Origin of the sequence: Pseudomonas sp. JDS08PS003, from assembly GCF_045013505.1 — a bacterium.
Lineage (GTDB): Bacteria > Pseudomonadota > Gammaproteobacteria > Pseudomonadales > Pseudomonadaceae > Aquipseudomonas > Aquipseudomonas protegens_B.
The window spans coordinates 324,950-337,518 of sequence record NZ_CP120724.1 but is presented as its reverse complement, the minus strand read 5'-3'; the positions used below and the strand labels follow the sequence as shown (position 1 = coordinate 337,518).

Below are 12,569 nucleotides of genomic sequence, written 5' to 3'. Positions count from 1 at the left end.
CTCACCGTAGGAGCCGGCTTGCCGGCGAAGAGGCCCTTGAGCCTTGCAGCGCTCTCAGTGACGCCTTCGCTGGCAAGCCAGCTCCTACAAGGCCACGCCGTCCGCACACGGCGTGGGGGGGCCGGTCGGTATTGCATAAAACGCATCGAAACTATTCGGCAAATGCGCTTGCCGGAAACCACCGCCGGAGGCGAAAAACCTCGCCTGTCTTCCCCTCGGTGAACCCCATGTCCAATACCCGTCCCCCCGTGCGCAATGTGCTCTACATCATGTGCGACCAGCTGCGCCGGGATTACCTGTCCTGCTACGGCCACCCCCATCTGCACACCCCGAACATCGATCGTCTGGCCGCTGCCGGGGTGCGCTTCAGCCGCGCCTACACCCAGGGCACCATCTGCGGTCCATCGCGCATGTCGGCCTACACCGGGCGCTATGTCAGCAGCCACCAGGTGGCCTGGAACGCCGTGCCCCTGCCCCTGGAGGAGCTGACCCTGGGCGACTACCTGCGGCCCCACGGCATTCGCACCGCGCTGGTGGGCAAGACCCACGCCACGCCCAATGTCGACGCCCTGCAACGCCTGGCCATCGACCCCGAAAGCCCACAGGCCGAGGCGCTGAACGAGGTCGGCTTCGAGCCCTACTTGCGCCACGACGGCATCTACCCCGACGACCCGATCTTCGACGACAAGCGCGATGCGGCGCCCTACACCCACTACTTGCGCAATCTGGGCTACGACGGCCGCAACCCCTGGCACGACTGGGCCAACGCCGGGGCCGGCGAGCAGGGACAAATCCTCAGCGGCTGGAAGATGCGCAACGCCCACCTGCCGGCCCGAGTCGCGCAAGAGCATTCGGAAACCGTCTACACCACCGACCGCGCCATCGACTTCATCAGCGAACAGGGCGAGCGGCCCTGGTGCCTGCACCTGTCCTACATCAAGCCCCACTGGCCCTATATCGCACCCGCGCCCTACCACGCCCTGTATGGCCCGGAGCAGGTGATCCCGGCGGTGCGCGCCGAGCCCGGGCAACTCAGCGATCACCCGGTCTACGCCGCCTTCCGCCAGCATGAGGAAAGCCTGAACTTTTCCCGGGATGAGGTGCGCCTGAACGTGGTGCCGACCTACATGGGGCTGATCAAGCAGGTGGACGATCAACTGGGCCGACTGTTCGATTTCCTCCAGAGCAACGGCCGTTGGGACGACACGTTGATCGTCTTCACCAGCGATCACGGCGACTTCCTCGGCGACCATTACCTGGGGGAAAAGGAGTTTCTACTGGAGCCGGCGGTGGGCGTGCCGTTGATCGTCCGCGACCCGCGCACAGCGGCGGACACCAGCCGCGGCAGCGTGGATGAACGCCTGGTGGAAACCATCGACGCCCTGCCGACCTTTCTCGATGCCCTGGGCCTGCCGGGAGCCGAACATCGCCTGGAAGGACGCTCGCTGATCCCACTGCTGCACGGCGCCGAAGCGGACTGGCGCCACTACGCCATCAGCGAATACGACTACGCCTTCCAGGCGCCTGCGCGGGAGCGCCTGGGCCAGCCCATCGACCGCTGCCGCATGACCATGGTGCGCAGCGAACGCTGGAAGTACCTGGCCTATGACGGCTTGCGCCCGCAGCTGTTCGACCTGCACAACGACCCACAGGAGCTGCATGACCTGGGGGCCGACCCGGCCTATGCCGCGGTGCGTGAGGAACACCTGGGGTATCTGCTGCAATGGCTGCGCGGCCTGAAACGCCGCACCACCATCAGCCATGAAGAAATCGACCTGCGCGGCCAGCGTTTTCGCTATGGCGAACCGGAAAGCGAGAAGCTGGTGCAGATCGGCGTGTGGTAACCCCCGGCAACCTTCCATCCCGTAGGAGCCGGCTTGCCGGCGAAGAGGCCCTCAAGTCTTGCAGCACTCTCAGGGGCGCTTTCGCTGGCAAGCCAGCTCCTACAGCGGGCAGGTTCATCGCATAAATTTCCGTAGGGGCGCTCAGAGGCCTTTGAGGGTCTGGCTGCGTTGGCCGTGGACGCCCACCGGAACGTCGCCCTTGAGGGTCACGCGGCGCACGATGCGGTCCTGGGTGCCGTAGTCGTCCACGGCGTAGTGCTGGGTCGAGCGGTTGTCCCAGATCGCGACGTCACCCGCGCTCCAGCGCCAGCGTACGGTGTTTTCCAAGCGGGTGACGTGGCTCTGCAGCAGGCCGAACAGGTGCGCCGAATCAGCCTGGGAATAGCCCTTGATGCGCTTCACGAAATGCCCCAGCACCAGACTCTTTTCGCCGCTCTCGGGGTGCACGCGAACGATCGGGTGCTCGGTCTCGAACACTGTGGAGGTGAACACTTTGCGATAGCGCTCCAGCTTCTCGGCCGAGACGTCCGGCTTGGCTCCTGCGTAGTCGTATTCGTTGCTGTGCACCGCCCAGAGCTTGTCCGCCAGTTCCCGCAGTTCCGCCGAAAGTTCGTTGTAGGCAGTGGCGGTGTTGGCCCACACCGTGTCGCCGCCGGAAGCCGGGGCCACCACCGAGCGCAGGATCGAGGCTTTAGGGTAGGCGTCGACGAAAGTCACGTCGGTGTGCCAGGAGTTGGCGCGCTGGCCCTCGGCACCGTCCAGCTCCAGCAGGTAGCGGGTACCGTCGCGCACCGGCACGGTGGGGTGGGCCACGGGCTCGCCCAGCAGGTGGGAGAAGGCTTCCTGGCTCTGGTCGTCGAGGTGGGTCTGGCCACGGAAGAAAATCACCTTGTACTGCACCAGCGCCTGCTGGATGGCTTCCACGGTGGCGGCGTCGAGCTCGCCGGAGAGTTGCACGCCACGGATCTCGGCGCCGATGCGACCGGCCACCGGGTGGATATCAAGGGCATGAACAGCGGGTTTAACGGCTAAGGCGGCATTGCTCATCAGATACACCCTCATCTACTGCTTACGGTTGGAACCGCCGCGAAACAACGCTCTATCTATATTCAATTTAGATCTAATAGATAACTACATGCTTCGTTGACGGAATAAGAGCTTGCATTTAAAACCTCATTCCTCACTCGTCGCAAATGCCTTCGAGCTATTTTTCGGATGCCGGGAAAGCATATGGATCTTCGCCAATTGCGTTACTTCATCGCCCTCAATGAACACCGCAGTTTTGTCCGCGCCGCCGACGCCATGGGCATCACACAACCGGCGTTCAGCCGCAGTATCCAGGGCCTGGAGCAGGAGTTCGGCTGCGTGCTGGTGGACCGTGGCAACAAGGATCTGCGCCCCACCCCGGAAGGCCAGGTGGTGCTGCAGCACGCCTTGAGCCTGGTCCAGGGCGCGGCCTTGCTCAGCAGTGAAGTGACCCAGATGACCAAGCTCGATGCCGGTGAGGTGCGCTTCGGCTGCGGCCCGGCGCCGGCGGTGAAGCTGGTGCCCGATGCAGTGGCGCAGTTCACCAGCGCTCATCCGAAAGTGCGCACCTGCTTTGCCGTGGACAACTGGGAAAAACTCAGCCGCAGCCTGAACCGCGAAGAGATCGAATTCTTTATCGCCGACATCCGCCATTTCGAGGCCGATCCGAACTACCAGACCCAGCCCCTGACGCCCAAGCGCGGGGTGTTCTTCTGCCGTCCCGGGCATCCGCTGCTGGCCAAGGAGAGCCTGTCCACCAACGACATGTTCGACTACCCCCTGGCCACCACCCTGATCCCCCCGGGGATTCGCAAGCTGCTGGCCAACCTCAGCGGGCGCATCGATTTTTCACCCACTATCGAAACCGAGCATTTCCCGGCCCTGGTGAAGATCGTCCGTCAGTCCAATGCCATCGGCGTAGGCACCGCCGAGGCCTTTGCCGAAGACATCGAGCAGGGTTCGCTGGCGTTGCTGCACTGGCGCAACCTGCCGCAGAACATCGACAGCCTGAATGCCCGCTGCGGCATCGTCAGCCGCAGCGGTTTCCGCCTGTCGCCGGCGGCGCGCAAGTTGATCGAGGTATTGGTGGCGGTGGATCGGCAGGGGCACGCCATCGCCGTGTAGAACAGCTTCGCCGGCAAGCCGGCTCCTACAAGATCCCGCACGATATCCCCGCCGACCGTAAGCGCTGGCTTGCCAGCGAAGAGGCACTCAAGACCGCCCTCGCCGACAAGCCGGCTCCAGAGTTACGCAGGAGCCTGCTTGCCGGCGAATGGTGCCGACCTCAAAGACCGGCAGCGGCCAACTGCGGTGCAACCCAGGCATCCACCTTGAAGGACTTGCGGATCAACCGTTCCTTGGCCGCCAGATCCACCGAGTCCTGCAGTTTGCCAAGGAACACCGGGTCCAGGGTCGAAGGGAAGATCTCGCTCAAGCGCTGATCCTTCAAATCATCCTGCAAGATTACCGGCGGGTAACTGGCCAGCCCCGAGACCAGCTGGATATAGGCGTCCTTGTTGCTGTCCTGGGTCAGCCACTGCACGGCCTGCTGCTGAGCCTTGAGCAGTTTTTCCACGGCCTCTGGATGCTCGTCGACAAACTTGCCGGCGCCCACCAGCACGCTCTGCACGCTGCCGGCGCCGCCCAGGTCCTTGGTGCTCAGGGGCAGCTCAGCCAGCCCCTTGCTGCGCAGGGCCGAAAGCCCGGTGCTGCCCCAGGACGCATCGATCTGCTTGGCCGCCAGGGCCGCCACCGCCGCGTTGAAGTCGAGGTTGACCACTTTCAGGTCCTTCTCGCTCAAGCCCCGGCTGGCCAGGGCCGCATCGAACGAGAGCTGGGTAGCCGTGCCACGGAACACCGCTACACGCTTGCCCTTGAGGTCTTCCAGGGTCTTGATTCCCGAGCCCGGCACCACGCCCAGGTAGTGCTTGACCCCACGGGCCGAGGCGCTGAGCAGACGCGTATCCAGGCCATTGGACTTGCCGATGATGGCCGCCAGATCCCCGAGATAGGCCAGGTCGACCTGACCGTTGGCGAAGGCCTCGTTGATCACGGGCCCGGCGCCCTTGAAGAAATTCCACTGGATCTTGATGCCCTGGTCGGCAAAGGCCTTTTCAAAGATCTGTTGCTGGCGCAGCACATCCACCACCCCGCCACCGCTGTGCTGGGTGCCGGCGCTGAGGTCGGGCACGGCGATGCGGATTTCCTTGAGCTCGGCGGCCTGGGCCAGCAGCGGCAGGCAGCCCAGCAGTCCCGCCAGGGCCGGCGCGGCGAACAAGCTGATGACGCGTTTGAAGGGAAGGTTCATGGGTGCGGCTCCTGCTGACAAAGGCTGTGAGGAGCAGAAGGTAGGCACGGAATCGATCAACATTTAAATACTATAAATTCACATTTTAATAACCATATTGAATAAACCAGTTGTCACGGGCGTCCCCGGGGACATGCATGAAATGCATGAAAAATATTCTTCAAATGCATTGGATGCGTGTCGGCTAGAAGCCTTAAATGGCTTCTCTTATCTCTTAATAGAATTGATAAGAATTTTAATAGATCGCAAACGCATATCACGTAGAAGCCGGTTTGCCGGCGACGAGGCCCGCCAACCCTGCATCGCGCGCAAGGGCTGATTCGCTGGCAAGCCAGCTCCTACGGCATCGACCAACGCCATGCAGTACCCGACGACGGAGGTCATCCATGGCCCGTGTTTCCCTGCTCAGCCTGCCCCTGGCGGCGCCGTCCGATGGACGCCCGGGCTGGACCGTAATCCATCAGCGCCTGTTGCCCTGGCTGCTGCCCCTGAGCCTGTTCGTCCTGTGGTGGCTGGCCAGCCGCAATCAATGGATGAGCGAGCAGATCCTGCCGGCCCCGGCCCTGGTCTGGAGCAGTGCTCTGGAGCTGGCCCACGGCGAGCTGTGGAGCCATCTGGCAATCAGCCTGCAACGGCTGTCCTGGGGCTTGTTGGCAGGCATCGCCGCCGGCGCCCTGCTGGGGGGTGCCCTGGGCTTCAGCCGGCGCCTGGAGCGTTTGCTGTTCCCGACCTTCGGCGCCCTGGCGCAGATCCCGACCCTGGCCTGGATTCCCTTGTTCATGGTGTTTTTCGGCATCGGCGAAGTGCTCAAGCTGGTGGTGCTGATCAAGGCCATCGTGGTCCCCGTGACCCTGCACACCCTGGTGGGCGTGCGTGATGCCCAGCCCAAACTGCGGGAAGCCGCCGCAGTGCTGCGCCTGCCCCCGGCCTTGCTGATCCGCCGCCTGGTGCTGCCGGCCGCGCTACCGGCGTTCATGGCCGGGGTACGCCTGGCCCTGGCCACCGGCTGGACCTCGTTGCTGGCGGTGGAACTGCTGGCCTCCAGCGAGGGCATCGGCTACTTGATGGTCTGGGCGCGGCAGCTGTTCATGCTGGATATCGTCTTCGTCTGCATCCTGGTGATCGGCGTGCTGGGGGTGTTCATGGACCGCGGCATCGGCTGGCTGGATCGCCAGCTGCTGCACTGGCCCCACCCGGCCACCGCTGCACTGCGCCGAGGCCCGCGCTATGCAGGCTGGCAGCGCCTGCAACCCTGGCTGCTGCCCCTGGCCTTGCTGGCCCTGTGGCAAGTGGCGAGCGATCGGCAGTGGGTCGATGCCAACATCCTGGTGAGCCCGCTGGCGGTCCTCGCCACCACCGTCGACGGTCTTCTGGACGGCAGCTTGCTGGGAGGCATGGGCCTGAGCCTGGGCCGCGCCCTCGGCGGCCTGGCCCTGGGTGGCGGACTGGGCTTGGCCTTTGGCTTGCTGCTGGGGCTGTCGCGCCTCAGTGAACGGCTGCTGGGCCCGACCCTGGCCGCCATTCGCCAGATCGCCATTTTCGCCTGGGTGCCGTTGCTCACCGCCTGGTTCGGCCTGGGGGAACTGGCCAAGTGGGTGTTCGTCGCCCTGGCTGCCTTCTTCCCGTTGTTCATTGCCACCCAGCGCAGCGTTGCCCAGCTTTCGCCACAACTGGCGGAGGCCGCCCAGGTGCTGCGCCTGAACCTCTGGCAGCGCTTGCGGCGCCTGGTGCTGCCCGGCGCGGCGCCGGGGATTTTCGCCGGCCTGCGCATCAGCCTGATCTACGCCTGGATGGGCACCATCGGCGCGGAATACTTCATGCCGTCCAACGGCGGCATCGGCAGCCAGATGATCAGCGCCCAGCAACTGCTGCGCATGGACCTGATCATGGCCGGCATGCTGCTGGTGGGCCTTACCGGGGCCCTGCTCAACCTGCTGGGCCAACAACTCGAAACCCGCGCCACCCGCTGGAGACACGCATGAACGCACCCCTGGTCAGCTTCAATCACGTGGGCAAGAGCTTCCCCGTCGCCGGTGGCGAGCTGGAGGCGATCCGCGAATTCAACCTGGACATCGCCGACGGCGAATTTGTCGCCATCGTCGGCTCCAGCGGCTGCGGCAAGTCCACCCTGCTGCGCCTGCTGATCGGCCTGGATACCGAGTTTCGCGGCGAGATCCGGGTCGATGGCCAGGCCGTCAGTGGCATCGGCAGCGAACGCGGCATCGTGTTCCAGGAGCACCGTTTGTTCCCCTGGCTGACCGTCGCCGAGAACATCGGCCTGGGCCTGGTCAACGAGCCCCTGAGCGCTGCCGAGCGCCAGCGGCGGATCGATGATTTCATCGAGCTGGTAGGGCTCAAGGACTTTACCCGGGCCTACCCCCATCAGCTCTCCGGCGGCATGGCGCAACGGGTGGCCATTGCCCGTGGGCTGGTGGCCAGCCCGCGCATTCTGCTGCTGGACGAACCTTTCGGCGCCCTCGATGCCCTGACCCGCCAGCAGATGCAGGACGAGCTGCTGGCGATCCGCGAGCGGGCAAGAATCACCACGGTGCTGGTGACCCACGATGTCGAGGAAGCGATCTTCCTCGCCGACCGGGTGGTGGTGATGGCGCCGCGCCCGGGACGGATCAAGCGTGTGGTCCAGGTGGCGTTGGCGCACCCACGCCAACGCAGCAGTTTCGACTTCCACCAACTGCGTGAAGAACTGCTCCACGAACTCACCAGCGATGATCACTACCAGGCGCCGCAGCCGGTGCAGATCCGCGACCTGCCCTTGACCTTCATTGCTTGCTGAACAGGAGTGCCGCGATGCCGCAACGTCCCAACTTTCTAGTGATCCTGGCCGACGACCTGGGCTTCTCCGACCTCGGTGCCTTTGGCGGCGAGATCGCCACGCCGAACCTCGATGCCCTGGCCTTCAACGGCCTGCGCCTGACCGATTTTCACACCGCCCCCACGTGCTCGCCGACCCGCTCCATGCTGCTCACCGGCACCGACCATCACATCGCCGGGATCGGCACCATGGCCGAAGCCCTGACCCCCGAACTGATCGGCAAGCCGGGCTACGAGGGTTACCTCAATGACCGCGTGGTGGCCCTGCCGGAGCTGCTGCGCGAAGCCGGCTACCAGACCCTGATGAGCGGCAAATGGCACCTGGGGCTGACCGCAGAGCGCGCGCCCCATGCCCGGGGTTTCGAGCGTTCGTTCTCGCTATTGCCAGGAGCGGCCAACCACTACGCCTTCGAGCCCACCTACGACGAACACACCCCCGGGCTGCTGAAATCCACTCCGGCGCTGTACATCGAGGACGACCGTTTCATCGATGAACTGCCGGCGGATTTCTATTCCTCCGATGCCTTCGGCGACAAGCTCTTGCAGTACCTCAAGGAGCGCGACCAGAGCCGGCCGTTCTTCGCCTATCTGCCGTTCTCGGCGCCCCACTGGCCGCTGCAGGCCCCCGAGGACATCGTCGCCAGATACCGTGGCCGCTATGACGCCGGCCCCGAGGTGCTACGCCTGGAACGCCTGAAAAGACTCAGGGCCCTGGGCCTGATCGATGCCGAGGTTGAGCCCCACCCACTGATCAATCTGAACACCGAGTGGGACGCCCTGAGCGATGAACAGCGGCAGGTTTCGGCACGGGCCATGGAGGTGTATGCGGCGATGGTCGAGCGCATGGACTGGAACATCGGCCGAGTGGTGGATTACCTGCGCCAGCAGGGGCAGCTGGACAACACCCTGATCCTGTTCATGTCCGATAACGGCGCCGAAGGCGCGCTGCTGGAGGCCTTCCCCAAGTTCGGCCCGGAGCTTTTGACCTACCTCAACCAGCACTACGACAACCGCCTGGAGAACATCGGCCGGGCCAACTCCTACGTCTGGTACGGCCCGGCCTGGGCTCAGGCCGCCACGGCGCCGTCACGGCTGTTCAAGGCCTTCACCACCCAAGGCGGGATTCGTGTGCCGGCGCTGCTGCACTACCCGCAGTTGCCGCTCAAGGGGCAGATCAGCCATGGCTTCGGCACGGTGATGGACATCGCCCCGACCCTGCTCGACCTGGCCGGCGTGCGCCACCCCGGCAAGCGCTGGCGCGGGCGCGATGTGGCGCCACTGCGGGGCAAGTCCTGGCTGGGTTTCCTCTCCGGCGAGACCGCCCGGGTGCATGACGAACACACGGTGACCGGCTGGGAACTGTTCGGCCGCCGGGCGATTCGCCAGGGCCAGTGGAAGGCGGTGTACATCCCCGGGCCGGTGGGCCCGGCGACCTGGCAGCTGTATGACCTGGGCCAGGACCCGGGGGAGATTCATGACCTGGCCCAGCGTCAACCGGAAAAACTGCGCACGCTGCTGGAGGAATGGCAGCGCTATGTGGATGAAACCGGGGTGATCCTCAGCGAGTCGCCGTTCCAGCCGGACTGACCCTGTGGGAACCGGCTTGTCTATGAACCGGCACCTGGAGGAGCCCGCTTGTGGAGGAGCGGGCTGCGCCATGACGCAGGCCTCAGCCTCGGGTGATGGCGCAGGCCGGGGTTGTCGGCAGCTCCTTGACCACGACGTAATGCCCCGCCCGGTTTTTCTTGACCAGCAACGGCGAAGCGAACAAGTAGCTGCCGTGCAGGTTCTGGTCGACAAAACAGATGGTGATGCCCTGGCTCCCCCGCTCCATCACCCTGACGCTGTAGATCCAGCTTTGTTCTTCATCCACCGCGCTGTAGCTGCCCTCGGCGCCTGCATCCTTCTCGTAGACCCGATAGGGCGTCTGGCCCAGCGTGGTGCCGTCCGGGTAGTGCCTCGGCCTTAAGGAATTGCGAAAGCCGTTCACTTCCAGATGCTTCAAGATACTCAGCGCCAGCGCCTCGTCGCTGCCAGTTGCCACCGAGTCGGCCAGCGACAGGCTGCCCACACTCATCAAGGCACCGGCAATCAATAGCCTTACCGCACTGTTCATACCCTCTCCCTGTCGATGCCCATCCTCGGGCACTGGTCTGTTCCCGGCGCCACGTTACCTTGGCTTAACGTTATCGATCCTTGGATATTTAACCAGAAGAGGGTATGCCCACTCAGGCCCGGGCCTTATGCGCCGTTTGCGGCGCCGCCTGCTCCTCACGGGTAAAACGGTTGGCCCGGGCAAAGGTGCCAAAATCATTGAAGCGCACCCCCATCTCGGCCATCACTTTGTGTGCCACCGATGCCGTCAGCTGGCGAATGTAGAAGGGTTCCTTGACCACGAAATGATGGATGCCGTGGGTGCTGCCGAAGTTGCAGCAGAAGGCCTGCAGCGGCCACATCCACCAGGGGTTGAGCACCTGGGTCTGCTGGATCACGTTGCCCGGTTCGATATCGCCGTAGTAGTGCATGTTGGAGCTGACGAAATGCAGGCAGAAGGTGCGCAGCACGTTGGGACCGATGATCACCACCACGGCGATATCGATGTAGTGCATCAGCGCCAAGGTGTCTTGTGACCACTGGATCGGGCTGCCGAGCAACGCGGCGACGCCATTGGCCCCGTGGAAGCTGAGGAACACATACCAGGCGCCCCAATGCAGCAATGCCAGCGGCGCGTACACCGCCAGGGTACGGCTGAGGATGCCCAGCTTGCGCTTGGCCCCCGGCGCCCGCAGCAGGCGGATGAAAGCCGCCATCATGTTGTCCCCCACCATCAGCAGCCGGGCGATGCCCCAGGGCTCGCCGTTGGTGATGGCGCGCTCCTCGATATCGGTTTCGCTGCCCGACACCTTGTGGTGATTCAGGTGCAGATGACGCCGCACCCAGGGGTTGATGGTGCTCGGCCGCGCCAGCCAGACCAGCGCCAGCATCAGGTTGTGGGGCAGGCGCTGCTTGCGGAAGTACATGCTGTGGATCAGGTCGTGTTCCAGCTCGTGGGTCAGCGAGGCGAAAAAGGCATTGAGCAGCAGGCAGGCCCAACCGGCCAGGTAACCGCCGACATAGAGCGCCGCTACCCCCAGCATCCCGGACAGGGCAAATACCAGAACCCCAGCGCCCAGGGCGTCCTGATGCCGCAACACGGGGAAGCGCTGGCGCAATTCATCGCCCCGGGCCAAGACTACCTGGCGGATATGCGCGGCTCGCTGTTGTGCGTTCATCCGTTCGGGGCTTGCGCAAGTACCTTGCATGATTCCATCCTCTGATCAGTGATGTGTGCATCCTGCCCCGGGCCCCGGCTCCGGGCGCTAGCCGTAAACGCCAACCTGTTGACCGGACGCGCCAATCGCATGACCGAAGCCACTTCCCTTGCCAGCTGGACCCGCGCCTTGCGCAAGCAACTGGACGCCCTCGACCTCGACAGCGGCGCGCTGTGCCGCGAGGCCGGACTCGACCCGCAATTGATGGACGACCCCAACGCCCGCTACCCGCTGTCGGCCACCACCCGCCTGTGGCATCTCGCAGTCAAGGCCAGCGGCGATCCGGCCATTGGCCTGCGAGTCTCGCGTTTTGTCAGCCCCACCACCTTCCATGCCCTGGGCTACGCCCTGGTGGCCAGCGGCAGCCTGCGGGAAGTCTTCGAGCGCATCGTGCGTTATCACCAGGTGGTCAGCGACGCCCTGGAACTGGCCCTGACCCGGGAAGCGGACCGCTACCGGTTCTTCCTCAAGGTGCCGGAAGGCTCGCCGCAACCGGCCTTCGAGGCCATCGACGCCTTTGCCGCGATCTACGTGCGCACCTGCCGCAACCGCCTGGGTCGCGACTACGCGCCACTCGCCGTGCAACTGCGGCGCCCCGCCCCGGAGGACCCCAGCCAATGGCACAAGGTGTTTCGTTGCCCGGTGCAATTTGCCGCGGCCGACGACTGCCTGGAATTCGGCCTGCATGATTTCGACAGCCATCTGGACGACGCCAACCCGGAACTGGCCGAGCACAACGAAGCCGTGCTCAAGCGCACCCTGTTGCAACTGCGCCCCCTGACCTGGGAGCGCAAGGTCCGCGGAGTGATCGAAGCCCAATTGCCGGAAGGCGAACCCTCCGCGGAACGGGTGGCCCAGGCCCTGCACCTGAGTTTGCGCAGCCTGCAACGGCACCTGGCAGATGAAGGCACGCGTTTCGACACCCTGCTCAATGAATGCCGGGAGAACCTCGCCCTGCTGCACCTGCGGGACCTGGAATGCTCCCTGAGCGAGATCAGCTACCTGCTGGGCTTTGCCGACGCCAGCAGCTTCAGTCGGGCATTCAAGCGCTGGACCGGAATGACCCCGGGGCAGTTCCGGGATGGGATGCGTTGAGCCCCTGCGCCGGCAGTCGAAGCGGCCGATGAAAATGTCCCCCCACAAAAGTCGTCGCGAAAAGCCCACCTGGCCTACACTAAAAATGCATCAAATATGATGCATTAGAGAATTTTTATTAAAAATGCACTGTATATGATGCGGAATAGCGCC

Annotated in this window: 10 protein-coding genes; 6 read left to right on the top strand and 4 right to left on the bottom strand. The window is 64.4% G+C overall.

Going from position 1 to position 12,569, the window contains the following annotated elements; translation table 11 throughout:
- The first annotated feature begins 227 nt into the window (after window positions 1–227).
- A complete protein-coding gene (locus tag P7C00_RS01545) occupies window positions 228–1,844 on the top strand; it encodes an alkaline phosphatase family protein (RefSeq protein ID WP_404938027.1) in 1,617 nt (538 codons plus the stop codon).
- Between the two features lie 141 nt (window positions 1,845–1,985).
- Here P7C00_RS01545 and P7C00_RS01540 read toward each other — a convergent pair whose 3' ends face one another.
- Window positions 1,986–2,891: a TauD/TfdA family dioxygenase gene (locus tag P7C00_RS01540; protein ID WP_346634070.1), complete on the bottom strand. Its 906-nt coding sequence runs from the start codon at window positions 2,889–2,891 to the stop codon at window positions 1,986–1,988.
- A 183-nt stretch (window positions 2,892–3,074) separates the two neighbouring features.
- Between P7C00_RS01540 and P7C00_RS01535 the strand changes: the two genes are divergently transcribed.
- Window positions 3,075–3,995, top strand: coding sequence for a LysR family transcriptional regulator (locus P7C00_RS01535; protein WP_253130215.1), 921 nt, complete (start codon window positions 3,075–3,077; stop codon window positions 3,993–3,995).
- 160 nt (window positions 3,996–4,155) lie between these two features.
- Here P7C00_RS01535 and P7C00_RS01530 read toward each other — a convergent pair whose 3' ends face one another.
- Window positions 4,156–5,178: an ABC transporter substrate-binding protein gene (locus P7C00_RS01530; protein WP_346634069.1), complete on the bottom strand. Its 1,023-nt coding sequence runs from the start codon at window positions 5,176–5,178 to the stop codon at window positions 4,156–4,158.
- Between the two features lie 386 nt (window positions 5,179–5,564).
- Between P7C00_RS01530 and P7C00_RS01525 the strand changes: the two genes are divergently transcribed.
- Genes P7C00_RS01525 through P7C00_RS01515 form a run of 3 tightly spaced genes read left to right on the top strand, consistent with a single transcriptional unit; the run spans window position 5,565 to window position 9,597 of the window.
- Complete coding sequence (locus tag P7C00_RS01525) at window positions 5,565–7,160, top strand: ABC transporter permease (protein ID WP_404938026.1); 1,596 nt, start codon at window positions 5,565–5,567, stop codon at window positions 7,158–7,160.
- Entirely contained in the window at window positions 7,157–7,972 is an 816-nt protein-coding gene (locus tag P7C00_RS01520; RefSeq protein ID WP_346634066.1) for an ABC transporter ATP-binding protein, read from the top strand. Before P7C00_RS01525 ends, P7C00_RS01520 begins: the two co-directional genes overlap by 4 nt.
- 14 nt (window positions 7,973–7,986) lie before the next feature.
- A complete protein-coding gene (locus P7C00_RS01515; protein ID WP_404938025.1) occupies window positions 7,987–9,597 on the top strand; it encodes an arylsulfatase in 1,611 nt (536 codons plus the stop codon).
- 82 nt (window positions 9,598–9,679) lie between these two features.
- Here P7C00_RS01515 and P7C00_RS01510 read toward each other — a convergent pair whose 3' ends face one another.
- Both P7C00_RS01510 and P7C00_RS01505 read right to left on the bottom strand, forming a co-directional pair.
- Window positions 9,680–10,126, bottom strand: coding sequence for a hypothetical protein (locus tag P7C00_RS01510; protein ID WP_346634064.1), 447 nt, complete (start codon window positions 10,124–10,126; stop codon window positions 9,680–9,682).
- A 112-nt stretch (window positions 10,127–10,238) separates the two neighbouring features.
- The gene (locus tag P7C00_RS01505; protein ID WP_404938024.1) at window positions 10,239–11,312 is read right to left on the bottom strand and encodes a fatty acid desaturase; all 1,074 of its coding nucleotides are present in this window, start codon (window positions 11,310–11,312) and stop codon (window positions 10,239–10,241) included.
- Between the two features lie 99 nt (window positions 11,313–11,411).
- Between P7C00_RS01505 and P7C00_RS01500 the strand changes: the two genes are divergently transcribed.
- Entirely contained in the window at window positions 11,412–12,416 is a 1,005-nt protein-coding gene (locus tag P7C00_RS01500) for an AraC family transcriptional regulator (protein ID WP_346634062.1), read from the top strand.
- The last annotated feature ends 153 nt before the right edge of the window (window positions 12,417–12,569 follow it).

Coding starts and splice junctions, on each gene's coding strand:
- P7C00_RS01545 (WP_404938027.1), top strand. CDS start 228: ATGTCCAATACCCGTCCCCCCGTGCGCAATGTGCTCTACATCATGTGC.
- P7C00_RS01540 (WP_346634070.1), bottom strand. CDS start 2,891: ATGAGCAATGCCGCCTTAGCCGTTAAACCCGCTGTTCATGCCCTTGAT.
- P7C00_RS01535 (WP_253130215.1), top strand. CDS start 3,075: ATGGATCTTCGCCAATTGCGTTACTTCATCGCCCTCAATGAACACCGC.
- P7C00_RS01530 (WP_346634069.1), bottom strand. CDS start 5,178: ATGAACCTTCCCTTCAAACGCGTCATCAGCTTGTTCGCCGCGCCGGCC.
- P7C00_RS01525 (WP_404938026.1), top strand. CDS start 5,565: ATGGCCCGTGTTTCCCTGCTCAGCCTGCCCCTGGCGGCGCCGTCCGAT.
- P7C00_RS01520 (WP_346634066.1), top strand. CDS start 7,157: ATGAACGCACCCCTGGTCAGCTTCAATCACGTGGGCAAGAGCTTCCCC.
- P7C00_RS01515 (WP_404938025.1), top strand. CDS start 7,987: ATGCCGCAACGTCCCAACTTTCTAGTGATCCTGGCCGACGACCTGGGC.
- P7C00_RS01510 (WP_346634064.1), bottom strand. CDS start 10,126: ATGAACAGTGCGGTAAGGCTATTGATTGCCGGTGCCTTGATGAGTGTG.
- P7C00_RS01505 (WP_404938024.1), bottom strand. CDS start 11,312: ATGCAAGGTACTTGCGCAAGCCCCGAACGGATGAACGCACAACAGCGA.
- P7C00_RS01500 (WP_346634062.1), top strand. CDS start 11,412: ATGACCGAAGCCACTTCCCTTGCCAGCTGGACCCGCGCCTTGCGCAAG.